The sequence below is a fragment of the Streptococcus pseudopneumoniae genome, assembly GCF_001076775.1.
GTDB lineage: Bacteria > Bacillota > Bacilli > Lactobacillales > Streptococcaceae > Streptococcus > Streptococcus pseudopneumoniae_G.
Genome location: NZ_JVGV01000030.1, coordinates 40,291 through 65,000, shown reverse-complemented (window position 1 = coordinate 65,000; position 24,710 = coordinate 40,291). Strand labels below are relative to the sequence as shown.

The window sequence follows — 24,710 nt, the reverse complement described above, 5'->3', positions numbered from 1 at the left end:
TCCTAACCCATATATTTTTCACGGAACTCACGACTGAGTGGCTGCATTTGATTCACTTCTGCAATCAATTCTTGAACGCAAGTCAATAAGATTGAGACGTGCTCTTGAGTCACTTGATGATTTTCTCTTGCGATAACCAGAACTTCATACACATCTCGACTAATCTGTTCAAACTTTTGAGACTGCCAAAGGGAGAACCAACTTTCAAAAATTCTATCCTGATAATTCTTTTTCAATAAATTTTGACGAAGAAATTCTGAGAAACTATCCACTTTTTGTTCCCTCATCATTTCTTTTATCTGTTTTTCTTCTTGTCTCGTAATTCTAAATTGCTTTCGGATTGACTTAATTTCTTGTCCCATTCTGATATCCCTTCAACATTCTACTTGTCTGACAGTGTAAGTCTACCTCACATTGTCAGTACGCTTCCTATAGACCTCACTTACTTCTTGTTCGGTCTTTGCGAGCTCAGATATTGTGTCCACAATATCCCAAAAATCATATCGCCAGCCGATCAAAACATTCTCAGTTTTGACAGCCAACGATAAGATAACTTTGTGGCTTCGCCCCCAAACCCCCAGAGAAAAATCAAGGATCGATTTTCTTAGGAATGGTATTAGGATAACAAGGATGATTTGGAAAAGGTATCACAACATCAAAAAAATAAGAAAAAGAGCCAGGTGGCTCTCTAAAAAATAATTGCAATAAAACACTAAGAATAGTTTTACAATTCTCAACCATTGATTTCCTATTAATTTTCGTATATTACAAATGGAGCTTTGTAAATTTTTGTATCATCCATCTGTATAACTGAGACTTTATCAAAACCTGATCTATCTAATGTTAAAAATGCTTTTCCTACAATTCCTTGTGTATTTAATGGATTTGTTGTCATGAATAGATTAACCTCATTATAGGTGTTAACTATTTTCTGTACCTCTTCTCGAACTGTACTAACTAATAGAGGATTGTTATATCTGTTACCACTATAATTTCTTTGCGATGAAATTTTTACTGTTGTATTTTCCAAATAGTCAGGTGCTAATTTTTCTATAGGAATATCATATGTATCACATACTAATAAATTTACAACTTTATTCTTTTTGTTTTCAATTAGATACTCAACAATAATTTCTCCTTTAAATTCATCATATTGAACAACTGATGATTCAGAGATAAACTCTGAAAAAACTCCATTATTAATAAGTTCAAACTGCATTGGTATTGAGACACCTATAAGTTGTAACTTTCGATAACCTAATAAATTTGCTGCAATCCACAGTCTTTTATAACAGTTGTGAAGATATACAGAATGACCATCATTAAATGTTCGTTCCGCGTTTTTTTTTCTAAAAATCATCAATAATGAAGTAGAGATTAATACATAAAGAACTATATAAGTAGCGTTAGAATTATCAGGAATTATTTCAAAAATAGCTCTTGTAAAAAAATTGGTATTTGATATTTTTTCAACTTCAACTAGGGTCAAACTTTTCCCAATCAAACAGCAAATCAGAATTGGAAATATAAAAATTAATACTAATGGTAAATAAAATTTTTGAGACCAAAAAAAGTATTTCTTAAATAATTTATTTTTTCGATTCATGCGTATCTATACATCCTTAAAATAGATTAGAGTGGATTGCCACTTATTTGATTCCTTAAAGTAGAATCTACCAGCTCGAATTCCAACTATCAAAAAGAATAATCTGTCATCATTATCTGATATAATTTTTTCCCATGAGTTAATGTCAACAAAAGATGCAGTAGGGATATCTTCGGGATGAGTATGCCATTCCCCAATTAAACTTATAAAACCTGAACTTTTATCAAAATAATCATCTGCAAATTTCTGGTGGTTTTGAGAAGTTTTTGAGAATTTAAATCTACTTCTTACATCATTATCCTGTGGTTCTGAAAAATTTATAATAAGTATCGAATTATTTAAAAGTCTCTTACCAACAAAAATACCACCTGCTTCAGGTTCCAAACCAAGTTGCCTAAACTTTAGCAATGAATTAAAAATATCAGATGGTATTACAATTCGAGATTTATTATTCAGATTTACATATATCAACTTTATAATCTCCGTTACACTCTGGACAAGATGTATTTGTTCTTAAAGCAACATTTAATAAATCACTGTTCTTTAAACAATTGTAGTATCGAACACTATATGTAAATCCTTCTTTTCCAAACTGTTTATTTGAACCAATTTCTGATATTAATCTGTTTTCAGAAGAAAATTCCCCATCCAAGTACTGTAAATATACTTCTATAGCTTTATTTGCCAAAGAACTAGGTGCAATAACATTATAAGGAATAAACGAAGAATAACAACTGGCTAAACGCTTTTCAAATATTTGATTTTCCTCTGCAAAAGAGGCCCTATTATTAACAAGATATCCGTTTTCATAATTCATACACATATAGCATCCATTATTTGGTGGAGAAACTAGTAGGTTATGATACCCAACTCCATATGGATCTAACCAGCAATACAATACCGTTTTACCAATCTTTCTAAAAAAATGATTAATTTCAAAATTTGTTTTAGTATCTCCGACACAAGAAAAAACAAAATCATATTCATGAAATAAATTTGGATTCTTCCGAACTATTTCTTGAAATCGGATACCCTCACATTCAATCTCTAAATCTGGATTTTCTTTTTTCAATCTATCTTCTAAAGCATCTACTTTTTGAATATTGTCTATTACACTATCGATACCTAAATAGTGCCTTGAAATGTTATCTACTGTTAAAAAATCAGGATCTATTAAAAGAAGTTTCGCTATACCCATTTTAGATAAATTATTTGCAACAAACGATCCTACAGATCCAAGTCCAACAATTACTACTTTTTTATTAAGAAAATCATATTCTTGGGATGTCCTACTCACTCTATACTCCTTGTCGAATCTTGTAATATATACTGGAGTAATCTTAAAACTTCCATTTTTTGATTTCTTCTCCTTAGAACCAATTTTTTTTCTACCTTTATTTTTTTGTGGTACCTTATTATCAAATTTAAATGGATATTTCGAAGTTCTAGACTCAAAACTCGCACCAAACAAAACAAAATCATTATCAGATATAGGAAGTGATACAATTAATATGAATGACTTTCGTTTCGTTTTACACCACTTTTGGAAGCGACGTCTAACCCTCGAAGATAGATTTCCTGTAATCATTTTCTTAAATGTTGCTTCTGTTAGTTCGTTCAGGGGATTAGGAGGAATCACAGAAGTTGAATCTTTAAGTGGAAGTATATAAACATCACTGCTTTTTTTAGAATGTGGCGAACACTCTCTTTGAGTTGTGAACCATAATTAAAAAGATAGCCATTCTGATTCGATAGAACTAATTCATGTTTTTCAAATGAACCGACCCTGGATAAGTAACTTCGAATGGATATATATTTTGTTTTTGAATTCAAACAACTAATCTGCCAATATGATAGAAACTCTTGTCTGAGATCTTCAATCATTTTTGGTGTATCCCAACTATCCAATAATTCCTTTACTTTTTCACAGCAATCTTTCAATAATCCACATGGATTGTTAAAGTCCCAGATTAAATTATCTTCTGAAATGTAACACAATTTCCCTTCGGAACCGACATGGCTATACCATTTATTAAAAGCCATATAATTTGAAAGATAAAATTCAGGAAGTGAGTGGGGAAAGTCATTAGAAACGATAATTTTTAAGGTGAATTTTTTATATTGATAAAAGTAGCATTCTTTATCTTCAGACTCAAATCTCTCTGAATGTATATTTTCAAAGTACATTTGGAATATTTCTTTTTTTTCTAACATACTCGTATCTAAGCACTTGGATAATCACTGATAATAGCCTTAGTACCAAAGTTTTCTGCTGTCTCATTTTGCTCAATAATAGGAAAATCGTCACCAAACTGTTTACTTAATATTTTTGTAGACTCACTTAAATCAGTAGCTTCTATTGCCTCATCTAGTGAGGTTCTTAATTTTTCTAATTTATTCTTAAAATCTTCCATTTGTATATTTGATACCTTTTCATATACATCAGTATTTGGCTTAACAGGTAATATAATCTCTAATCTCGGATAAAATAATTTTCTTTCAACATCATATCTATCCGAAAATGAATTAATCATAGTATTTATTAAGTTTCTTAAAGCTGAAATATCATCATAAGTGGTTTTCCCGGATAAATAGTCTACTTTTTTGGATACAGAAAAATTATTAATAGCAAAAACTGAGATCCCAATACCTGTCGGTCTATTATCTTGATTTTTAAATTTGAGATCTTTCCATCTTTTTAAGTAACGAATTACTCTCCGAAATTGGTTTCTGTCTTCGGAGTTCTCCATAGCATTATTAATTTCTTTAGTTAATTCTACAGGGTCAGCTTCCTCCCATTTAATGTTTTCGTCAGTACTATTAAGTTTTCCTCTAGCTAAAAAATAGTTATCATTTTCAGTACAATACACCGCTATATCAATGTGAACATTATCTTCAGGGAATGATACTGTCACACATGGATTTTTTACTTTGACACTATTTTCCCCAAATTCGGAAGCTAATGCATCAAAAATAAACTTCTTTACCTCTTTAGGAGAATGCGATTGTCTATCAACATCTATTTTTAAACCTCTATCTAAATCATAATCTCCTTCATCGATTGGCAAAATACCCGTGTAAGTTGAGTAACTTCCTTGGTTGAAAAAGCTTTTTCCAAATCCTGAAACACCTTTGTTTATTGCTTCTTCAACTTCTTTACGTTTGTCAATTAATACCTTTTTATCGTCAGCGTCTAGCTTAATTGTTTCGTGAAATTTAATAAACTGTGACTGTAAAGTTGGCATGTGTCCCTCCTTAAATTATCGTCTTTACTTATCTTCATTATATCATGTTAAACGATATTTGGTGAATTATTAATTGAATAATACAAACTTATTTATAATGAATTGTACCCCAAAAGTTAGACAGAAAAATTCTAACTCTAACAACCATTTCGATTAGTTAAATCTTTCAATCTTTCATCTCCAGATTTAAGCATCTCTTTCTCTACCTGACTCCACTCCCCAAACAGTAACTCTTGAAGAACATCTGCTGCTGAAGTTGTATTTTCTTTTGAATCATATACACAACTTCTATTTCGTTGATAAATTTGAATTTTTTCAAAGATAGCCAGTTCTTCCAATTGTCGTGTATTATAAACTAGATGATTTACAATGAAATCATGATGTTCTTTTGGAGTTGCGCGTACTTGATTTGGATTGATAGCGTACAGTTCTTCGTATCGGATAAGGGTGCTTAGATAGGACAATTCGGGCTTTGTTGCGATTATGGATAATTGTACTTTATATCCCTTACTTTTCAAGAGTTGTGCCGTTTTCTTTGGAACGTCAATCGTTCGTAAAGTTCCCTCGATCAAAAGATTGTATCCCAAATGACTCAATTCGGTTACTAAAGACTCTACCATTTTACCTGCAAAATCTTTGGTGTATTCTACACTATCTTTGCCAATTTCTTGCTGCAGTTCTATATAGCGTGGATGCTGAGAACGAAAACTATCACCATCTATGATAACAATATTTCCTTGAAATTCTTTCTGTTTAATACGATGAATTGTAGTCTTACCAGTACCACTTTGCCCTCCAAGTAAAATCACTATAGGTTGCTTACTGGACTTTTTTCCTCTGGTCAAAGAGCGAAGGTTCCGTGCTAGAGCATGTTTGAATTCACTATCAGAATAATCTTGGATTTCCACTAGGCTACCATCCGTTTTTCAGATATCTCTAACATACGTTCAATTCCATCCAAATAGCCACTATATCTCTCTATTTCATCAAAAGTTTCTACTAAATAGATATTCGTATGAATCAATTCAGATAGATCATCACTCATTAAAATCCAAGGATTAGATTCATCATCAATGCTAATTCCCTGACTATCTTGATAACGATAAAGTCGAGATAATAGATTAGCACCTCTTTCTTTCACAATTTCAATTTTTAAAGTCAATTCATAATCTTCAACAGGATTGAGCATTTTGTCTTCTCCTACAATATCGACATAAGATACATTAAACTTCTGACAAATAATGTCTATTAGTTCCGTAGAGACTGAACTCGTTCCATTTTCATACCGGCTCAAGCTATTTCGTGAAATACCTACAATCCGTGCAAATTCGGGTTGTGTTAAGTCATGTGTTTTACGTAAGGATTTTATATTCTTTCCAATCATGGCAAACTCCTTAATTTTTATAATTCAATTATAGCATAAAAAAGTACAACGCACCAATTTTGGTGCGTTGTTTCTTGCTTTTCTAGCCTAAACTTTACTTCTAAAAAAGCCATCTAAAAGGGAGCACAACACTCAGCAGTATAGAAATAAGTACATCTCTTTAATGAAATGTCGTTATTTTTATCTATCTTCCAGAAAATCTGGGTGAGTTAAATTACTATTATTGAGAAATGATTTAAATTGTTCTGGATCATTTCGATGTAAGACTCCTAATATTATTCTAGCATCATGCTTAAACTCGCATGTATTAATGGGATTGCGAGTTCTATCAAACCTATCTTCTCCATGAGAGTACTCATTATTTATACGTTGTATAAACGGAGCATTCTCACCTCCGAAATAATTAATAATTTTATTGTCATTGTTTGTTTTATAGTCAGGATATTTAAAGTACAAAAGAGTTTCAATAAACTTTCTGCCGTTATTTGGAAAATTATAAAAAACAGAAAAATTATTTTCGTCTTCATCTTCCGTCGCTACCCTATATATTTGTTCAAACAGGAATACAAATTCCGTGACTTTATTTGACAAATAATTAGGCAAATTTTTTATATAACTTTTTGACGGGATATTTTCAGCTTCTTTTATCTTTTCTATTAAGTAATAATCTTTTTTATTAGAAAATCTATTTGTATATTTCAAGAAATCTAGATTATGAGTGGACAAGAAGTATTGTAAAAATTCTTTCTTTTCTAGAAGACAAAAAATTAGGTTGTAAATATAAAAAATGTTATTTTCATCCAGACTAGAGACAGGGTCATCAATAAATAAGATTGTTTTTGACTTTTCTTCTGTCGACAAACTTTCTAATCTTGTAATATAATAAGCAAAGGTTATTAATGATTTTTCTCCTTCACTTAGATTATATGCTCTTTCTTCATTTCGAGAAACTTCGAAATATATACCTTCCTCATCATCGACTGATTTTAGGGACATCTCTGAATGTGCTAAAGAATTTTGAAGTATCATATTTATACGTTTTACTGCTTCAGATTCTGACTTTAAACTACCTTCAAGTTCACTAATATCTTTCTCAAATTTTTCTTTTTCTTCGTTTAATATTTTCTGCTCCAAATTTATTTTTTCCATATCCTCTTGGAGTTGGTCAACTTCTTGAGATAGTTTAGTGAACTCAGGTACAGGGAACTCTTTTACAATATAATATCTTCGAAGAAAATCTAAACTTTTAGTTTTCCTATCCTCAAATTGTTCTATCTGTTTAATAGTGTCATCATATAGTGAGTTAATCTCAACTTGAATTTCGGAAAAATCAATCCAATTTAAATCATTAATTTCAATTTTAGAAAAAATGTCTCGTTGTTTTTCTGAAATTTTTGATTCTAGTATTTCTAGAACTCTTTTTCTATTATCAGTATTATTTTCAATCTCTTTGTTTATATTTTGAATATCAGATACAGAATCTTTAAAATAATCTTCCTTATTAATATTTGGAATAGCATCTAATTTTTGGATTTCTGATTTTATCCTATTATTTTGCAGCAATAATTCGTTTTCCAGAGATCTTAACTCATTAGAAAAAGCCAACTTTAGATTTTTAATGAGGTCACTATCAATGCTATTACCACAAAATACACATTTTTCTGGATTATCTCCATGGATATCAACACCATGCTTAATCCAATTTATTTTATCTGGACTATCTTTATATTCATCTAAAATATTACTTACTGAGACAACTTTAGATAAAAGTTTCTTCGTATTTTCTAAAAATAATGTGAAATTAAAATTTTTATCAAAACTAACTAAATCAATTTTTTGTGGTTTATTTATGTTTTTTTCGAGAATTCGTATTTTGGCTTGTTCAACATTCTTTTCTAACTCAGCTACAGCCTTCTCATCATCTTGTAATGGTAAAATAGGAAAATGAGCTGAATATTTTTCAAACTCCTCCTTTATATCTCGTATATCATATTTATTACCAACTACGACCGAGGGATTCTTTAAATTCTTGATTTTTGAAGCAGTTGTTCTCAGTTTTGAATCTAAACTATCTTTACTGATTTTAGTCTTTTGTTGCTTTTCAGTTATATCCAATTCAATCTGTGACAATTTTTCATTTCTAGGTTTAAGTTCATTTAATCGTATATCTTCGATTTTCTTCAAGGTTTCATTAGTATCACTACCTATTGAAATTTGGAAACTATTTAATTTATTGTCGTTGTGAAGATAAATATTATCGTCAATAAATCGCTGATTAAAAACTTTGCAATCTATTGGTAACTCGCTACCTATTTCGTTTGACTTAATAATCCTATGATTAGCTAGTTTGACTTCAAAATCTATCTTTTCATACTTTTCTGGAAGTTGCTTAAGTTCAATACTTTGAAAAATTTTCGAATAAGTACTTTTTCCGGAATAGTTTCTACCGTAAAAAATATTAATTCTTCCATCATTAAAATCATTACCGATACCTGATTGACTATGCTGTTTGTAGTCTTTATAGCAACCAAAATCTTTGATATCAATTTTTTTTATTTCTAAATTTGACATAATTTATACCTCTCTTTCATTATATCATATAGAGATAACATAAAACAGGATGCTTACTCAAATTACTTTATAAATGAGAATCATTCCAATTGCTCTTCGAATCGTGCCAATGAAGCAACTTCTTTTAACTCCGTAAAATAAGATTTTTAAGCCTAATCTATCATATGAAATACTGCAAAACTTAGTCTTAATTTGTCAGTCTAACTTATTCCGACAGGAGTTTCATTTCTGACTTGACAAAAATGAGTCACAAGCCGACTGTCACGAAACACAACTGAACTATTCTGGTAAACATTTATTACAATTTATCGGAAAACTAAATAACGAAAAAGCGAGTCAGGTGGACTGACTCGCTACTATTAACCCTGATAACTGAACTGCTAGCTATCAACTTGGCTAAGAGTAATTTCCTTCTTTTGAGGTCGCTTGTTTCAAAATACTATACATTAAAATACTCTCGTTTAATTTTTGTAAGCAGGTTGTTAGCAACCGAAGTTACACCAACATGCATCAGTTCAGGATCAGAATAATCTAGATTACGAGCATAGCCTTCTGCAACAGTCTGAGCAATACGCTCATCCAATTTATAATTAGAGGCTTTTAATAGTGCTTGAAATAATTCTGAACTATATAGTTTAATATTATTTTCCAACGATACTACTGCCATTTTTGTAACTCCTCTCCTGTCTTTGATTGATAAACTTTCTCTATTTTCATTATATCACAAAAAGATTGGTTGTGAATGGATAATTGTTTAAAAGAATAGGGTTTTCTAAACTCAGCAAGCATTTCTTCTTTTGTAATTTCATTCTGACGAAAACGAGCTAAAGCTTGGGTTGGATTGTCATCAGTCTGAACACCATAGATAAAATCAAAATGGTGTTGTAATTCATCTGGATTTTCCCGATTTTGAACGACAAATTCCGCAAAATCTAAATCTGACTCTGACTTTTTATGTTTTGCAAAATAGTGACAATGATAGTCAGGGTTCTTAAAAATTTCTATAAAATTTGAAATACGAAATTCTACTATAATTCCTACTTCTTCTTCTGAGTCAAAAATATTATTATTAGAAGTGCTTCGATTTAATACTTCAACTTGCTTGTTAATAAATTTTCTAGCTTGTTCAAAGTCAGGTGTGATATAGAAACCAGGTCCAAAGTCTAGCTCACTTCCTAAATTAAATTTAACATCGATTCCTTTTTTTAAGGATTCTAAATGTCTCAATAATGTAGCATGAAACCACTGCGTCTGACCTAGTTGCTTTTCCTGCTTGGTAGTCAACTCCAAAATATTTACTTCCTTCTCTAGTCTATACTAAAAGTATAACACAAGACTTTATGCAAGTAAAAGAAAATTTTATAAAACCATTTATTTCATTCCATTTTTCCTAAATCTCTCTAAATTCTTCTCCAATTGTTCTTTATGAAGTTGGTTCTTAGCTTCCTTTAATGTGTCGTCCAAAGTTTCTTCTCTGTAAGTTGCTTCTGTTTTTAGCTGTTCGGTTTCTTGATCTGGAGTGAAAATAATATCTAGCAGTCGGTCTATTTTTTCAAGATCTTGGACAGACATATCAGATAGTCTATGAATTAGCTTTTTAAATACATCACTATTGTCGTGATTTTTCTTAAAAAATGTTGTAAACATCTATAACCTCTCAAAAAAAAGCAGCCTATCAGGACTGCTTAGTGTAATTCGGAAATCGCATCATAAATGGACTGCAATTTCTTATTTTCTTTATTCTTTGTGTCAATCAACGTATGTAGCTCTTCAATTTTCTTTTGACTACTTTGAATATCGCTATTGTTATCCGCAATAAGTCTTTTAAGATGTTGCTGATAACTTGTAGTGATATCTGTCTCTTTTCCTGTTCTAACCTCTGTAACTTTGGGTTTAGAACTAGAATTTGATTCCGTCACAGGTGCTTGTTTGCGCTTTTGAAAAGCTGCTTCATAATTTACATCATTACCTCCTTGATGATTTCCAAATAAGGCCGCAATTTTATCTGGATCTTCTTGATTTTCTGATTTACTTTCTAATGGTTGATTAAAATTCCAATCTTTTGTCATTCACTCATTTCATCCTTTCTAAATTCAGAATCATCGAATTGTCTTTCTTTACCAAAGGCATGATCAAGAGCTTCTTCAAAACTCATGTGACTGATGCTTTGACGCCTTTTGAACGTCGCAAACATCGCTGTCTCCAGTTGCTCTTTGTAAGCAGCTAGTTTTTCTGTCTCTCTTGCTACCTTACTTTCTTGCCTAGTGACCTTTTCTTCTAAGCGTTCAATAATGGTCATATACTATCCTCCTTCATTCTAATATTAGCTAAAACATCTTGATTTTGTTATCACAATTCTAAACATTGAGAGGATTGTCTTACTGGTTGGTGCCCTAATGTCTCTTTTACAGTTTCAAGCATACATTGTAAATCTGATTTCTTTTCTCTAAGAACATCATTCCAGTCTATCTTTACTTTCCCAGATTCATTATCAGGTAAATCCAGTAAAACAGGAAATCCTGATTGAGATAACTTATCAGAAAAATCTTTTCCAGCATCATCACAATCTACCGCAAGTGTCAAGAAATCAGGATGATTATCAAAATAGCTGGTGGTATCACGAATTGTATTAATTAGAGGCAATAACTTTGAAGGTATTACTGTATCTAAAAATTCCAACTTCTGATTTTCTTCAGCTATCAGTCGTAAAGTTTGATAAACGACAACAGACCTTTTTAATCCCTCCATAGATACCAAACGAACATCTGATAGACTTTGTTGATGTAGCTCGTAATAGCTCATCAAGTCGATGAACGATTCACAAAAGACCAGTCTATTGGGGTGACCAATATCAAAGGATATTCCAACATGTCCATGGCTTCCTTTTAGAATCGTTTTCAACCTCTCTCTTGGAAGAGAATGATTCTTATAAATCCCTTGTAAGCTTGCTGCCTGCAGTTTGTGACGATGATCAAAACTTTTAAAAACAATAACAGGTTCAACAGTTTCATTTGTTTTCCAACTAGCTTGTGCTATCAAACCTTGTTGAATTATCTTTTCTATGATTTCTTCTGAGATTCCTCTACATTTTGTTAAGTAATATCTGGCCAGACTACAGTTAGAATCTTCTATTCTCTTTAAAGGATAATAAAAAGGTCTCTCTCTTTTTTCTTGAACAGCTTCTTTTTTAAAAGGTTCTTCAGAAAGAAAGCCTAGAGCTTCTTTAAAAGAAATTCCTTTAACAAGTCGAACAAAATCAATGACATCACCTTGAATATCTCTTGAAAACCATTTAAAAGTATTGGTAGTTGAAAAAATCCGAAATGAATCGTGTTCAGAATGCTCATAGACACTGTTCGAAACTTGTTTAAAGGAGATACCTAAACGATTGGCTACATCAAGAATTGAAATTTGCTTACATTCTTCTATTTCCATGCAATATCATCATTTTGTTGTAGTATTTGGCAGTGATGGAACAGATGAGGATTCTTCCAAAGTTTTGGGAGTCGCCTTATCCAAATCATCTAACCCAGATTTCCAAACCTGCACTTGATTGACCAATAACTTACCTGGTAGTTTCGAATAAGACAACTTAACCGTTCTGGTTTCTGTCTGATTGGTCTTTGATTGGTTGGCATTCTTTAAATCAGATACATAGGTTACATTATAAGAGACCATGGCAATGGCTTGATTCGTAGTCTGATTGACAAAGATATCAGCTTTTTCAAAATGATAATCCAAAATATAATCCTTATACACTTGGTTCATGGCATCGTTTTGACTTGACAATTCTTGAGAATAAGCCGATTCAGTCATATAAGGTTGAATACGTGTGTTATTTTCTCCGAGCTTTTCTTTCGTATAGTACTGAGTCAAAAATTCTTTTACAGTATCCGATGACAAAATGGTAGCTTTATCTTCTGCTTGTTTGTCCTCTACAAGTTTAGCTGCAGCCAATTCGATTTCTTTGCGACTTTGTTTAGCAGTTGAGTGTTGACCAGCAGTATATCCCATCATGAGAATAAAGCTAGTTGCAGCCACTGCTCCAACACTAATTAAGGCTTTAGTTTTGACTTTATTTAACATCTTAGACCTTCTTTCTATAAAAACTAGGTCAAGAATAACAAAAAGAACTTGTAAGTTTTATCACATCACAACGAAAGGTAATTCCTACATTTCAGGCGCAAAATCGTACAGTTCAGAGAAAAATATCAAAACCAGCTGTCTTCAGCTTATAATATAAACATGAACAAATTAAAAGAAGAAAATTTGAGAAGAGCTCTTTCTCATATTGAACGACATAAACAAGCAATAAATACAAGTAATAATAGTGAGGATAATGATTTTCATAAATTATTACTCCAATTTAGCTATGATGTATATGAAAGAATCAAGGCAAATAAAAAACCTTATCCGAATTTAGATTCAGATAAAGTTTTTTAACCATCTAACAAGTTTACATACTTTCCTTAGTTTTGGAGTTTATGAAACGCCAACTGAATCCTAGAACCAACATCAGATTGATGAAAAGGTACACAGCCGTAAAACTAGTTAAACCATGTTGTCTGATATCATCAAAGTATAAAGTAGGTTCAGTAAAGAACAAATAAATTCCATAACCCTCCACGAAAATAAGAAAACTGACAAAACCAATAAGGAAAAGTCCACTGGCAATAAGAAAGAGTCTCCATAAAAGAATGAGAATTCCTCCTACTGCTAAAAAAATTACTGGGACAAGGAGTAAATCATTCATGACTTTCTCCTTTCTAGTCAATCAACTGACGATAATGAGTGGCAAGAGAGGAATCAAATTCCTCTAGCTTTTGAACTAAGTCCAAATACTCCTCTTTTTCATGTTCTTCAAAGTCCACACCTCTATGATTCTGAAGAGCGATTTCCAATTGGCTAGTGAGTTCTCGTATAGAAAAGCTGTAATCGCCTGTCACTTCCTCATAATGTTCCTTTAGTTCCTTGTAAGCTTGATATTCTTCAGGTGTTTGAAATCCCTGTACCAAGGCCTCTTCTAATTGATAATAGGTATCTTCCATCATAATCGTTACCTCGTTTCTTTCTATCTTTATTCTACCGCGCTTTTCTTTTCTTGTCCGCTATTTATATCTATTTTTTAATCTAATTCAAAAGAAAGTTGTTCTTGCCTTTCTTTTCCTTTTTCGTGGAATTGTCTTAAGGCTTGATCAATAATATCTAAATCCGTTTCTGTTTCAATCAATGGCGCGAGTACATCGTATTCGGCCTTTTTTGTTTGATAGTCCTCTTCTTTTGGAAAATTTTTCCCAATTTCTACCTTAGCAGTAGTCAATTTATCCTTTAATTCATCCAATAAGTTCTGAGTTTTCACTTGGTCATCTTTAATGTGATCAATCGTATGCTGAAGCCTTTGAATTGTCCCCAAAGGAGAATACAAATCCAAACTGACAGAATACTGATTTTCTCCTACAATCTTAACAGAGAAGGTTTCAGGAAGAGGTTGATTTATTGGAAGACTAAGCATTTTAATGTCAAATCCTCGATAGCTTGCTAGGGTTCGGAATTCTTTGCTGTCAGCTTGATTATGACGGACAAGACGGTGTAGGGATTCACCTGCTTCAGCTCTTTGCTCAAAAACTTGCTTGCCTACTGTCATAGAAAATGCCTGGTCTTTCGATATTTCAGACTGTTGAATGTCGCCTTCATACTTGCTTAATCGTTTCTCAAGAATGGGCATATTTTCTTCACAGTAAGAGATTGTATGACGATAGTGATCCTTGCTGCGTTGAAAGGCGCGTCTTTGATTTTCTAATAGGGTTAGATCATTCTCTAATTCCATCTTATATTTGAGATAAGGATTACCAGTTGCCAGTGCCTTAAAATCTGAAGCTGTCATAGTCTGTTCATCAATGTCTTCTGCAGCACGAATCGGCTCCTTAGAAGTCATAATCTGCTTAATATAGCGGAGTTTGTTCTCCTGAGTTGCCCATAGATAATTATCAAACGAACCTTTGGTAATATAGTGGTAAATATCTACTTCCTTGTTTTCATTTCCCTGTCGGATAATCCGTCCATTGCGTTGCTGGATGTCACTTGGTCTCCACGGAACATCCAGGTGATGAACTGCTTTCATCTTGCTCTGAACATTTAAACCTGTTCCTCCTTTTTCAGTTGATGCAAGGAGAATCCGCACTTCTCCTGCATTAACCTTTCGAGACAAACTATTCTTCTTTTCATCACTATTGGCATCATGTACAAAGGCAATTTCCTTACTAGGGATTCCTCTATCAACTAATAAAGCCTTAATCTCAGAATAGACATCAAAGCCATTATCCTTTTTCTTAGGGGTGCCAATATCTGAAAAAATCATCTGAGTAGCCTTATTTTCCATTCCCTCACGATAAATTCTTTCAACATTATCCACTACCTGAAGCAGTTTATGATTGTCTGCTAGACTATAGCTAGAGTCCAATAAACGCATATCAATAGCTAGTTTCCGTGCCTCACCTGTTATCTTTAACATGTTATCCTGGCTCGGATCAACTGTTCCACATTTGACCATATCTGACCTCATAACTAATTCTTCTAAATAGAGTTTCTGGTTTTCAGTTAACTCACTCTCAATAGGGATAATATGAGCTTCTGGAACAGGTAAATCCAACATATCTTGTGTTTGAATGTCGGCTGTTTCTTTATAGATTTTCATCAACTCAGGTAGATTGACAAACTTTTTAAATCGTTTCTTAGGCTGATACTTATCCCCTGTAGGAGCTAATTCCATAGAGTTTTGAATTTCTCCAAAAGCACCTACCCAAGAGTCAAAATAATCAACTTGATAGCGTTTTAAGATATCTGGTTGAATATAGTTCATCATAGTATATAACTCACTAATAGAATTGGAAACAGGTGTTCCTGTCGCAAAGACAATGTTTTTAAAATCATGCTCTTCCTGAATCTGTCGAACCTTCATTTCCATATCCACGTTCTTCTTAGAGGTTGTATTGGTAATCCCTGCTACATTCCCAAGTCCCGTAATTGGACGAATATTTTTAAAGTGATGTGCTTCATCCACAAAGAGAAAATCAATTCCTAAGTTCTCAAAATCAATAAAACTATCACGATTAAAGCGTTGGAGTTCTTCCAATTGTTTCTCTAGACCACTTATTGATTGCTCTGCTTCTTTAACAGTATACTTATTTTCAGAATGTGTTTTAATCTCTCGTAATTCATTGAGTTTATCCTCGATATAATTCATCTGTCTTTCCTTACTGACAGGGATTTTTTCAAATTGAGAATCCCCAATGACAATGGCATCGTAATCTCCTGTAATAATACGTGACACAAATTGTTTTCTTCTCGCCTTCACAAAATCTTTCTTAGTGGTCACAAAGACCTTTTTAGTAGGGAAAAATTTCATGATTTCTTGGCCAAATTGAGCAGACAAACTAGAGGGCACCACATACAAGGGCTTATGAACCATCCCCAACTCCTTTAATTTAAACCCAGCACCAAGCATGGTCAAGGTCTTTCCTGAACCTACCTCATGAGCTAATAAGGCTCTTTTTTCTTCTACGATTCTTTGAATGGCATTCTCTTGGTGAGGACGAAGACTGATGTTTTTTGCCAAGCCATCAATGACTAGATGGCTACCGTCATACTCTCGACTAACCGTTCGATTATAAAGACGATTATAGCTTTCCTCAATGATTTGTTGGACTTCTGGATACCGTGAGACAAATTCTTGAAAGAGCTCTTGTAAATGCTGCTCTTTTGCTCTTAGAACAGAGGTTTTTTCCAAATCTGTGATGGTCTTTTTCTTTTCTCCTTCCGTAACAGTCATAGTAATAGTCGGTTGGTTCGAATTAAGTAAATTCTCAAAAATCTTTCTTCCTGTATCATAACGTGAGCCACTGACTCCAAGACTACTATCTTTGGCACTTGGATAGCGATAAGCAAATGATGTCTTTAAATGAACCTGCCCATCGACAGGATTCGCTTCAATGACCTGTTCAACATCAGGCGAAGACAATTCAAATTCACGATTGGTAAAACATTCAAAGGCAAATTTACCATAAACGGATTGAGGAATCCAACGTGACCCTATTTTAAACTCAATATCTGCCAGATGAATCCTTGGAGGGCGAACAGATTCTAACAAATCTAAAGCATGGTTCCAATCATATTCTTGGTTGTTTTCCTCTACTAGTAGTTGAACTACTTCTATCTTGTTGAGAATATCTCCTGATAAAAATTGGTTCTTAGAAAGATATTTTCTTTCTCCTCTTAAATAACTTTCTGGATCTATTAAAATCTGGTCTCCTAACTCATCTAAAATAGCAGCTTGGCTATGTTCGGGATAAATTGATACCATATAATCTAAATCAACCCCTCTACCATCCGATAAACTGGAGTTTAAGGCATCTAAAGCCGTTGAAACTCTTGTAATCTCTCTCTCCGGCCTAACCAATGCTTTCTCAAAGGCTAAAGATTTTTTATATTTTACTTTCTGACTTTTAGAATCAATGTATTCATCTTCTAAACTTGCTAGTAAAGAATACTTATCGTCACTATCAAATAAGTTTCGATTGACTGAGGCATTCAAGTATCCAAATTGACTTACAAAGCGGTCATAGTCACGATTGAGTTTACTAAGTAATACCTGAAAATCTGTCCGACTATAATCTTGATGACGTTGAATTTCAATTAAGGATTGATAGGTCTCTCTCAAATCAACCATGCCCTTAATACGACTAATATCCTTATCCGATAAGGGACTTTCATAAAAGACAGTTTTTTTGAACAGTCCCTTATATTTCCCTCTTTTACTCGCTTCTTCTGACTTGTATACATCTAGTGCTTCCTCATCTGTCAAATGAAGTTTCACGAATCGATCTATTTTATGTTCAGACAAAGAACTGTCCCAGGCTTTAAAATCTCCCTTTTCGTCTACATAATAACTAATTTCGTCTACTTTTGAACTTCTCCGAATGCCATGCGTATCTCGGTAATAAATTTGATTTCCCTCATATCCAAAAGAATAGAGCGCTAAGTCCTCACGTATACGACTTGGGATAGAATTATCCACTTCTTCTTGGATAAAAACAGGTGCTTTCAAAGAATTGTCAATTTGTTTAGGTGCTTCCACATTCTCGAATGCTTTCATTATTTCAGTAGCTAATGTTTCTGATACCCCCTTAACATTGAGGGTTCCTCCATTAAAATTACGTACCTCATATTCACCCAAAACTTGTGTATTGTATTTCCCATCAAAATAAGGATTAATCCAGACACGTTTATCCTCCTCAAAGGAAATAGAGCCACTAAAGACAAGTTCCTCCTCATTAAGATTCTTTGCTTGATCCTTTTGAAAGAAGAGGAGATCTGTGGTCACTCGAGTACCTGCAATCTTTTTAAAAGCCGTATCCGGCAAACGAACACCCCCTAAAAAATGAGTGTTGGTTTTAATCTCTTGTAAGACATTATCTGTTCGCTTATCCATTGTCCCAATAGATGAGATAATCGATACTTGTCCTCCGTCTCTTACTAAATCAAGTGAGTGTTTGACAAAGTAATCATGAATCATATAAGGTTTATCATAGTTTTTATCGGCAATGCGAAAATTTCCAAATGGAACATTCGTTAAGATTAAATCAAAACTATTATTTTGATAGGGAACTTCTTCAAATCCTCGCACTTCAATATGGGTATTGGGGTGGAGTTGTTTTGCGATTGCACCAGTCACACTGTCTAATTCAACTCCATAGAGTTCTGATTTCTCTCGTATACTTCTAGGCATTGCCGCAAAGAAGTTCCCAGTCCCCATAGAAGGATCTAATATCCTTCCTCCCTCAAAACCATCATCCAGTAATTTTTGCCAAATCTGGCGAATAATCATTGGGTCTGTATAATAGGCTGTGAGAGAACTTTGTTTCATGGTCGAGTATTCTGATTTGCTTACTAAGCTCTTGAGAGTTAAACGTTCTGTTTCATACTTTGGATTGAGTTCATCAAAAAATTCATTGGCAAGACCACCCCATCCAACATACTTGGCTAGTAATTCTTGTTCTTCTGGATTCGCTTGTCGTCCCTCTTTTTCTAATCTTTTAACAAGTTCAATAGCGGCGATATTCGTTTCAATCTTTTCTCGATTTGTCTTAGGATAAAAGTCCTCTAAATCATTTGGAAAAACAAAATCTTGAACAGGGACATCCGTCTCTTCTATGCCTACAATAAGCGTTTCTGTTTCCTTATCCTTTTCCTTATCCTTTTCATTTTCTTCTTCCAGGTAGGAAAACAAATCTATTTCCTGATTTTCACTTGATGAATCAATCTCAATCTCTGAATCTTCTTTTTCAAGTTCTACGAGAGACAATACTTGTTCAATCTCTTTCAAACTGTTCAAGTATAAGATAGGATTTTCTTCAAATAACTGGTTGGAATCATTGAATAGCTCTAGGCGAACTAAGTCATTTAACTGTGCATTTTCAATCGAAACCAACTGAAATACTTGTCCTTTATAACTTACTTGTGAACCGATTGGATATTCCCTCAAAGCTTCTTCTACAATTTTATCTACTTTAGATAGGGAATGAACTTCCACATTTTCTTCTACCTGGTCAATATTATCTAAAGGTAAGACCGCTTCCGTTACTTGCTTAGACTTTTCTCTTATAGCCTTTACTTCATCAAAATGAGTAATAATCTTCAGTTTTTGTGTCAGTGGGAGTTGTGTGTAGTTTTCTTCATGATGGACAAGATCCGTAACGGTATCTAAAGTAGCCATCAATTCTGAACCCAAATAGGCTAGAACATCTTCTTCTTTTTCTTCAAAATGAATCTCAAGAACCTCTTTTTTTAGTTCTTTGGAATCAACCATTAGAAGAAACTCCTCTATATCTCTACTAATGCGGTCAGATAGATTATTCGCAACCCGATAGACATTGACTAAATTGACATCCTGATTCTGATGAAATACAAGCTCACTTAGTTGTTTTAGTTTTTCTTTTTCAGATTGGATGTAAAATCGAGTGAAAAGATTATAGGTTGCGACTTCTAGCACCAAGTTTTTCTCAAAATTACTTAATTGAGATAATTTACTTAGACCTGCTTGTCCAAAATTTCTTGTGTAACTTTCTAGATCTTGGTCATTATTTTCAGAACTGGCCTCTAGAAAAGAAACAATGTCTTGATGAAACGAATAGACATGAGGTATCTCTTCTATCTTGCCCTCTTCAGTCAAAAAACTCTCTACCAAATCCTGCCATTTCTCATCAAAATGTTGCGCTTGATAACGAAGAAATAGGTCCATTTTCTCCCTATCTTTTGGAATTGTTCCACGAAACATAGCCAATAATTGCATTACTTCCATACTCGCTCCTTTCATCTATACGAAAATAGGAGAATCACATGATTCCCCTACAACTCTATCTCCATTTCAACCTCTTGAGGACTGGTTTCTAAATCACTAGACAAAAGAGAAACAGAATCTGTTCTCATGTAGTAAGTATATAAGTCTTCTAGGTCTTGTTGGTTTTCAATCCCTGTTTCAATACTAATCAGAGCCTGTATAAATTCCTTGTAGTGACTCTCCATCATATCTGAAATCTTTTGTTTCATTTCCATAAATACTGAAGACGGTTCAGTTATACTTGTTTGGTCTATGTCTTGTAAATCCTTTTCTAAGGGATTGGTTCCTTCTTCTACTTCCACTAAATCTGAACGACCATCACCATCAGAATCTGCGCAAAGAGGATTGGTTCCTAGCGCTAATTCTTGAGCATCAGTTAGTCCATCTTGATCCGAATCACGTTGATAAATGGCTTCCATATACTTCCTTCTTTCCTAGTTAATCTGTTTTCACTCCAATCCTACCAAATATTCCTTGAAAGAAGTATCACAACAAAAAAAGAGAACGAGTCAAAACTTCGTTCTCCTTAAAATATTAAAATGGATTGCATTTAAAAAAGGTGACTTACTGCACCTGTAAGCCACCTAGTCAGTCGGTTTATTCTGGTGTCTGCCACCGCTTGGCCCTTACGTCCAAGATTGCTATCGGATTTTGTTCTGGTGTCCGCCACCGCTTGGCCCTTATGTCCAAGATTACTATCAGATTGACCATGAGCCAACTACTCATCTACTCCATTATTCTAACGAATATGAGCTACAAACGCAAGAGAAAAACTTATTTTGGATTTATACACTATAAAAAACATACACTATCTTCAGATTGAACTTTTGTTCAAAATAAGCTATAATGAATTTAAGTAGAAACAGGAGGTAGAACAAATGGCTACAATCAGTTTAACACGTGATATAAAACTAACAAACGAAGATGCTCTAAAAATTCTTAATCATAAACCATCTAAAAAGCTACAAGCCGTCTTGAAATCTATTGAATCACAGGACGCTACCGCTCCAACGAAAAATAAACTCATTTCAAAGTATCTGTAAGATGACAATTCAAGTAACACCACTTAAGCAATATCTTGAAAATATTCAAGTGCTAGCTCCTGATAAAACTGAGAAACAAGTTCAGGATCTATTTAAAACTATCATTTTAGAAAATGTTGATTTCAACGGTAATGAAGAGATGTTGACTTATCTATCTGATAAAGCTCCCAATTTTGAAAAACAACATCGTTCTCGTAATTTTATCGTTGAAGAAACTGAAACAAATAACATCATAGGATTCTTTAGTTTATCTCTCAAAGTTGTTGATATTTCTGATTTAGAGAAATCCTTAAAAAAGAAACTCGTCCTAAAAGGGAAAAGTCCCAAAAATATTGATTATCTCCCTGTGTTACTTATCGGTCAATTCGGCAAAAACACAAAGCTAAATAAACTATCAGGACAAGAGTTATTTGAAATTGTAATTCAAAAAATTGAAGAATTTCGAGCAATTGTAGGAACTCAGATGGTATTTTTAGATAGTATCAATCATCCTAAAGTCATTCAATTTTATGAACAGTTCGGATTTGTTGCTTACAGTCAATTGATTAAAGATGATCATCAAGTAAGTTATCAGCCTATGGCATTAAATATGTCGCTCTATAAAAAATAAGAATCATGTCACCTAAACTGATGACATGATTCTTTTATTTCGTAGTATAGGCAAAACTGATGGCACTATCTGCTTGAGAGATTTTTCTAAAGGTATAGTTAGGATTACCCCCATAGTTTGTCTCAGACACAAGGAAAGAACCATCATCATATACTTTCTCGACAAAAGCCACATGACCGTAGATGGCTGGTGTGCCATGTGTACCTCCCACAAAAGAAACAATGGCACCTGCTCTTGGTGTAGAGCCAGTTTCCCCACCAAGACTTGAAGCTGTCGCAACCCAGTCCTGACCATTTCCCATGGTATTAATGATTGAAATCTTCTCTCCGTTTCTACCTTTTAGCTTTAATCCTAACTGGTTCATACGAGCCGCAACACCCCATGTACATTGTCCATAGGCATAGGCCATACCATCTCCACCACCAGGAACAGAATGATCATACAAGTCCCCACGAACCCCTTCAAGGGATTGTGGGTCACTTTTTGCCTGTCCTCCATTTGTTTGACTAAAGCCTTTTTCAATTTGATAATACCATTCCGTTGCTCTGGTTTGTCTTTCCAGTAGTTTGTCACCAGAATTTCCCTCCCAATAGATAAGGAAGAGTTGGGCCAAATTGGCTGCACTGCCCGTATTTTTAAAGAAATCCTTTAACCAACTTTGATAGTAAGGACTATCCCCATGAAGCATAAAATCAAGTTGGAGGTCTAAATCATACCATTTCTTATTTTGGGTGCGTGCATAATTTAACAAGGCTGTATGACGTGTTGACCCATCTGCTGTATCCGTCCATTGACCTAACCCCAACCCTCTATGAAGGATATTAGGATAAGCACCACTATAAATGGCTGGCCCTCCTATCGCTAACCAGCTTTCATCATCCCATGAGGAATCGGTAGCGCCAACTGGAGGAGATAAATAATCCCCTTCAGCTCGTTTTGGATTGATAGAAGATTCTACCGACCAATTTCCTAAAATAGCCGCAATGGCTTGGGGACTTGCCCCTTGAGATTTCAAAAACTCATAAATATGTTTCGCTCGTTCAAACTCATCCCCACCAAACTGACCAATGGCAGGTAAGATAGTAGTCTGAAGTTGAATGACTTTTGGAAAATAAAATTGCGGATTGACATACACCAATTTGTCTTTCTTGTTCTTATACTTTTGATAGGAAACTTTCAAGCCTGTATCGTCTGGTGTTTCACCAATAACATCACCAGTTAAGACCCTTGTTCCCTCAATCGCACGGCCATTATGAATGGAATACAAGGTCAATCGACTCTCATTCTCTCCTTTTCCATTAGTGAGAATTACATTGTCACCATCTAGAGATACGACCCCATCCATTGGTGCGACAATCGTTTGGTGAGCCTTTGCTTCTAGTAGAATGTACTCCTGAAGAGTAGGTTTTCCGTCTAAATCATAGTATCCATAGCGATAAGTCATGGTTAGACTATCTTCATTGCTTTTCCCCTCAAATGGATTGTCCAATTCCTGCATGGAAGCATACACACCCTCTTCTTTTAGTTCCTTTATTTCCTCTTGATCGTCTTTCGATAGTTTATACTTAGGAGTTTCATAGAGGTCTTGCATGGATTTCAAATCTTCCCCATCATTTAAATCATGCCACAAAGTAGACAGATAATCCTTGTAAGTTTCTGAACTGAATAAGTGAACTGGTTTGTGTAACTCATAGTCATGGAATTTAAAGTTCATATACCCCATCACATCATCAACTTTTGTGTAATAGGTAATTCCTTTGTCATTTGTACGAGTATGTTCTGCGTCTTCCCAAGTTAGGTGGGTATAAGCTTTTGTTAATTCAAATTCATCTTGTTGAATCAAACTAGCAGATGAAAATCCTAAAAAGAAGCTCATCATAAGTAAGAGAAGAAAGACTATTCCTCCAACTATCCAGGTTGCAGGATTTCCAGCCGCAAATGTAAAGAAGGAAAAGGCTGCTTTTAGTTTTTGATAGATGTTTTGAACACTTGTAAAACCTTGTTTCTTTAATTTTCGAAACCGATTTTTAAAGGAACTTGGATTCTCTTTCGCTAGTTTCCATCCTTTTCCATCCTTAAAATGATGGTATCGCTCTTTTGTGTTGGTCAGCCTTTTCTTGGTAAAACGACCTGTTGCTTGTCCTGTTTTGACACTAGCTTTTCCAAGATTATAAGAAAGCCGACTGTAGCGTTTCCCTTTTCTAATGGTCTCTTGAAGTGTGCGATAGCCTTCTAAATCTTCATTTTCTGAAGCTAACTCTCCACCTTCACGTCCAAGGACATAAAGAAAAGTTTTGGCTTTCCTACTGACTTTTTTGGACTTATAGGCTTGTTTAGTAGATTTTAGATTCTCTTTGGCGGCCTTGACTTCTTTCTTAGCTCTTAATTCTTCTAAACTCTTCCCTTGAAAGAAAAAATTAGATTTTTGTTTCGATTCCTGACCATAAAGAAATTTTTGATTGGTTTTTCTTTCTTTACGACTCTCTTTTCTTTCTTCTTTTGCTTCTACCTTTGCTTCTCTAAATTGCTTCTTGGCTATTTTCAATCGTTTCCTAGCATGAGGCAATCGTCTGTCTCTTAATTCTTTACGATTCAAAAGAGATGGAGGACTATTTTGAAGAATATGATTGTAGTCTTCATTTGCTTGTTTTACTCTCTCCTTTGAAGCTTCTCTCATCTCCTCTAGCTTTTGCTTTGTCTCTTTTTTCCATGCTTTATCATCCAGTACAGAGGAATCTTTTTTCTGTTTCCTCACCTCCTTCTTTCCTTTTTTCAAGAATTTCTTCTCATCTTTTAGACTTCTTCTAAATACCTTTCGGGCACGTATGATTTCTCTTTTATCCTTCATTTACCTTC

The 24,710-nt window shown here is 33.9% G+C and carries 25 protein-coding genes; 3 read left to right on the top strand and 22 right to left on the bottom strand.

Annotated elements, in window-relative coordinates; all coding sequences use genetic code 11:
- Positions 1-2 precede the first annotated feature (2 nt).
- The 16 genes from ADJ60_RS09225 to ADJ60_RS09155 form a co-directional block, all read right to left on the bottom strand.
- Positions 3-362, bottom strand: a complete 360-nt coding sequence (locus ADJ60_RS09225; RefSeq protein ID WP_000529547.1) for an SAG1252 family conjugative relaxosome accessory protein — start codon at positions 360-362, stop codon at positions 3-5.
- A gap of 389 nt (positions 363-751) precedes the next feature.
- The gene (locus tag ADJ60_RS09220; protein ID WP_044727578.1) at positions 752-1,606 is read right to left on the bottom strand and encodes a hypothetical protein; all 855 of its coding nucleotides are present in this window, start codon (positions 1,604-1,606) and stop codon (positions 752-754) included.
- Between the two features lie 6 nt (positions 1,607-1,612).
- Positions 1,613-2,077, bottom strand: coding sequence for a Mov34/MPN/PAD-1 family protein (locus ADJ60_RS09215; protein ID WP_049544688.1), 465 nt, complete (start codon positions 2,075-2,077; stop codon positions 1,613-1,615).
- Entirely contained in the window at positions 2,055-3,245 is a 1,191-nt protein-coding gene (locus tag ADJ60_RS09210; RefSeq protein WP_239682361.1) for a HesA/MoeB/ThiF family protein, read from the bottom strand. The genes ADJ60_RS09215 and ADJ60_RS09210 overlap by 23 nt, the downstream gene beginning before the upstream one ends.
- Positions 3,242-3,820 (bottom strand): E2/UBC family protein, encoded by a 579-nt coding sequence (locus ADJ60_RS11810; RefSeq protein WP_239682360.1) that lies wholly within the window; start codon positions 3,818-3,820, stop codon positions 3,242-3,244. The genes ADJ60_RS09210 and ADJ60_RS11810 overlap by 4 nt, the downstream gene beginning before the upstream one ends.
- An 8-nt stretch (positions 3,821-3,828) precedes the next feature.
- Entirely contained in the window at positions 3,829-4,851 is a 1,023-nt protein-coding gene (locus ADJ60_RS09205; protein ID WP_044727581.1) for a nucleotidyltransferase domain-containing protein, read from the bottom strand.
- Positions 4,852-4,988: 137 nt separating this feature from the next.
- Entirely contained in the window at positions 4,989-5,759 is a 771-nt protein-coding gene (pezT, locus tag ADJ60_RS09200; RefSeq protein WP_049544683.1) for a type II toxin-antitoxin system toxin PezT, read from the bottom strand.
- Positions 5,759-6,235 carry a type II toxin-antitoxin system antitoxin PezA gene (gene pezA / locus ADJ60_RS09195; protein ID WP_049544682.1) on the bottom strand — a complete coding sequence of 159 codons (477 nt, stop codon included), beginning with the start codon at positions 6,233-6,235 and terminating at the stop codon, positions 5,759-5,761. Before pezA ends, pezT begins: the two co-directional genes overlap by 1 nt.
- Positions 6,236-6,415: 180 nt before the next feature.
- Positions 6,416-8,806: an AAA family ATPase gene (locus tag ADJ60_RS09190; protein WP_049544681.1), complete on the bottom strand. Its 2,391-nt coding sequence runs from the start codon at positions 8,804-8,806 to the stop codon at positions 6,416-6,418.
- 439 nt (positions 8,807-9,245) lie between these two features.
- Positions 9,246-9,473, bottom strand: coding sequence for a hypothetical protein (locus tag ADJ60_RS09185; protein ID WP_049544680.1), 228 nt, complete (start codon positions 9,471-9,473; stop codon positions 9,246-9,248).
- Complete coding sequence (locus ADJ60_RS09180; protein ID WP_000424174.1) at positions 9,464-10,096, bottom strand: DUF3990 domain-containing protein; 633 nt, start codon at positions 10,094-10,096, stop codon at positions 9,464-9,466. Before ADJ60_RS09180 ends, ADJ60_RS09185 begins: the two co-directional genes overlap by 10 nt.
- A gap of 81 nt (positions 10,097-10,177) precedes the next feature.
- The gene (locus tag ADJ60_RS09175) at positions 10,178-10,453 is read right to left on the bottom strand and encodes a hypothetical protein (RefSeq protein WP_000495442.1); all 276 of its coding nucleotides are present in this window, start codon (positions 10,451-10,453) and stop codon (positions 10,178-10,180) included.
- A gap of 38 nt (positions 10,454-10,491) precedes the next feature.
- Positions 10,492-10,875 (bottom strand): DUF5945 family protein, encoded by a 384-nt coding sequence (locus ADJ60_RS09170; RefSeq protein ID WP_000159216.1) that lies wholly within the window; start codon positions 10,873-10,875, stop codon positions 10,492-10,494.
- Positions 10,872-11,105, bottom strand: a complete 234-nt coding sequence (locus tag ADJ60_RS09165) for a DUF5965 family protein (RefSeq protein ID WP_000152419.1) — start codon at positions 11,103-11,105, stop codon at positions 10,872-10,874. The genes ADJ60_RS09170 and ADJ60_RS09165 overlap by 4 nt, the downstream gene beginning before the upstream one ends.
- Positions 11,106-11,155: 50 nt before the next feature.
- Positions 11,156-12,241, bottom strand: a complete 1,086-nt coding sequence (locus ADJ60_RS09160; RefSeq protein WP_049544677.1) for a toprim domain-containing protein — start codon at positions 12,239-12,241, stop codon at positions 11,156-11,158.
- A 9-nt stretch (positions 12,242-12,250) separates the two neighbouring features.
- Positions 12,251-12,892: a hypothetical protein gene (locus ADJ60_RS09155; RefSeq protein WP_049544676.1), complete on the bottom strand. Its 642-nt coding sequence runs from the start codon at positions 12,890-12,892 to the stop codon at positions 12,251-12,253.
- Between the two features lie 159 nt (positions 12,893-13,051).
- On the opposite strand from ADJ60_RS09155, the gene ADJ60_RS09150 reads away from it, so the two are divergent.
- Positions 13,052-13,249, top strand: coding sequence for a hypothetical protein (locus tag ADJ60_RS09150; protein ID WP_001841477.1), 198 nt, complete (start codon positions 13,052-13,054; stop codon positions 13,247-13,249).
- A gap of 13 nt (positions 13,250-13,262) precedes the next feature.
- Here ADJ60_RS09150 and ADJ60_RS09145 read toward each other — a convergent pair whose 3' ends face one another.
- From ADJ60_RS09145 to ADJ60_RS11870, 5 genes are all read right to left on the bottom strand, one after another.
- Positions 13,263-13,559, bottom strand: a complete 297-nt coding sequence (locus ADJ60_RS09145) for a DUF5966 family protein (RefSeq protein ID WP_049544667.1) — start codon at positions 13,557-13,559, stop codon at positions 13,263-13,265.
- 13 nt (positions 13,560-13,572) lie between these two features.
- A complete protein-coding gene (locus tag ADJ60_RS09140) occupies positions 13,573-13,857 on the bottom strand; it encodes a DUF5962 family protein (protein ID WP_000969635.1) in 285 nt (94 codons plus the stop codon).
- 74 nt (positions 13,858-13,931) lie between these two features.
- The gene (locus tag ADJ60_RS09135; protein WP_193390790.1) at positions 13,932-20,162 is read right to left on the bottom strand and encodes a DEAD/DEAH box helicase family protein; all 6,231 of its coding nucleotides are present in this window, start codon (positions 20,160-20,162) and stop codon (positions 13,932-13,934) included.
- Positions 20,163-20,209: 47 nt separating this feature from the next.
- Positions 20,210-20,620, bottom strand: a complete 411-nt coding sequence (locus ADJ60_RS09130; protein WP_049544665.1) for a thrombospondin type 3 repeat-containing protein — start codon at positions 20,618-20,620, stop codon at positions 20,210-20,212.
- Between the two features lie 178 nt (positions 20,621-20,798).
- Entirely contained in the window at positions 20,799-20,927 is a 129-nt protein-coding gene (locus ADJ60_RS11870; protein ID WP_275043738.1) for a hypothetical protein, read from the bottom strand.
- 152 nt (positions 20,928-21,079) lie between these two features.
- Here ADJ60_RS11870 and ADJ60_RS11655 point away from each other — a divergent pair, with 152 nt between their 5' ends.
- Together ADJ60_RS11655 and ADJ60_RS09125 are read left to right on the top strand one after the other, a co-directional pair.
- Positions 21,080-21,244, top strand: coding sequence for a hypothetical protein (locus tag ADJ60_RS11655; RefSeq protein ID WP_000201399.1), 165 nt, complete (start codon positions 21,080-21,082; stop codon positions 21,242-21,244).
- Position 21,245: 1 nt separating this feature from the next.
- Positions 21,246-21,854 carry a hypothetical protein gene (locus tag ADJ60_RS09125; protein ID WP_000155338.1) on the top strand — a complete coding sequence of 203 codons (609 nt, stop codon included), beginning with the start codon at positions 21,246-21,248 and terminating at the stop codon, positions 21,852-21,854.
- 34 nt (positions 21,855-21,888) lie between these two features.
- Here ADJ60_RS09125 and ADJ60_RS09120 read toward each other — a convergent pair whose 3' ends face one another.
- Positions 21,889-24,702 carry a phage tail tip lysozyme gene (locus ADJ60_RS09120; protein WP_049544664.1) on the bottom strand — a complete coding sequence of 938 codons (2,814 nt, stop codon included), beginning with the start codon at positions 24,700-24,702 and terminating at the stop codon, positions 21,889-21,891.
- Positions 24,703-24,710: the final 8 nt, after the last annotated feature.

Coding starts and splice junctions, on each gene's coding strand:
- ADJ60_RS09225 (WP_000529547.1), bottom strand. CDS start 362: ATGGGACAAGAAATTAAGTCAATCCGAAAGCAATTTAGAATTACGAGA.
- ADJ60_RS09220 (WP_044727578.1), bottom strand. CDS start 1,606: ATGAATCGAAAAAATAAATTATTTAAGAAATACTTTTTTTGGTCTCAA.
- ADJ60_RS11810 (WP_239682360.1), bottom strand. CDS start 3,820: ATGTTAGAAAAAAAAGAAATATTCCAAATGTACTTTGAAAATATACAT.
- ADJ60_RS09205 (WP_044727581.1), bottom strand. CDS start 4,851: ATGCCAACTTTACAGTCACAGTTTATTAAATTTCACGAAACAATTAAG.
- pezA (WP_049544682.1), bottom strand. CDS start 6,235: ATGATTGGAAAGAATATAAAATCCTTACGTAAAACACATGACTTAACA.
- ADJ60_RS09190 (WP_049544681.1), bottom strand. CDS start 8,806: ATGTCAAATTTAGAAATAAAAAAAATTGATATCAAAGATTTTGGTTGC.
- ADJ60_RS09185 (WP_049544680.1), bottom strand. CDS start 9,473: ATGGCAGTAGTATCGTTGGAAAATAATATTAAACTATATAGTTCAGAA.
- ADJ60_RS09175 (WP_000495442.1), bottom strand. CDS start 10,453: ATGTTTACAACATTTTTTAAGAAAAATCACGACAATAGTGATGTATTT.
- ADJ60_RS09170 (WP_000159216.1), bottom strand. CDS start 10,875: ATGACAAAAGATTGGAATTTTAATCAACCATTAGAAAGTAAATCAGAA.
- ADJ60_RS09165 (WP_000152419.1), bottom strand. CDS start 11,105: ATGACCATTATTGAACGCTTAGAAGAAAAGGTCACTAGGCAAGAAAGT.
- ADJ60_RS09160 (WP_049544677.1), bottom strand. CDS start 12,241: ATGGAAATAGAAGAATGTAAGCAAATTTCAATTCTTGATGTAGCCAAT.
- ADJ60_RS09155 (WP_049544676.1), bottom strand. CDS start 12,892: ATGTTAAATAAAGTCAAAACTAAAGCCTTAATTAGTGTTGGAGCAGTG.
- ADJ60_RS09150 (WP_001841477.1), top strand. CDS start 13,052: ATGAACAAATTAAAAGAAGAAAATTTGAGAAGAGCTCTTTCTCATATT.
- ADJ60_RS09145 (WP_049544667.1), bottom strand. CDS start 13,559: ATGAATGATTTACTCCTTGTCCCAGTAATTTTTTTAGCAGTAGGAGGA.
- ADJ60_RS09140 (WP_000969635.1), bottom strand. CDS start 13,857: ATGATGGAAGATACCTATTATCAATTAGAAGAGGCCTTGGTACAGGGA.
- ADJ60_RS09135 (WP_193390790.1), bottom strand. CDS start 20,162: ATGGAAGTAATGCAATTATTGGCTATGTTTCGTGGAACAATTCCAAAA.
- ADJ60_RS09130 (WP_049544665.1), bottom strand. CDS start 20,620: ATGGAAGCCATTTATCAACGTGATTCGGATCAAGATGGACTAACTGAT.
- ADJ60_RS11870 (WP_275043738.1), bottom strand. CDS start 20,927: ATGAGTAGTTGGCTCATGGTCAATCTGATAGTAATCTTGGACATAAGG.
- ADJ60_RS11655 (WP_000201399.1), top strand. CDS start 21,080: ATGGCTACAATCAGTTTAACACGTGATATAAAACTAACAAACGAAGAT.
- ADJ60_RS09125 (WP_000155338.1), top strand. CDS start 21,246: ATGACAATTCAAGTAACACCACTTAAGCAATATCTTGAAAATATTCAA.
- ADJ60_RS09120 (WP_049544664.1), bottom strand. CDS start 24,702: ATGAAGGATAAAAGAGAAATCATACGTGCCCGAAAGGTATTTAGAAGA.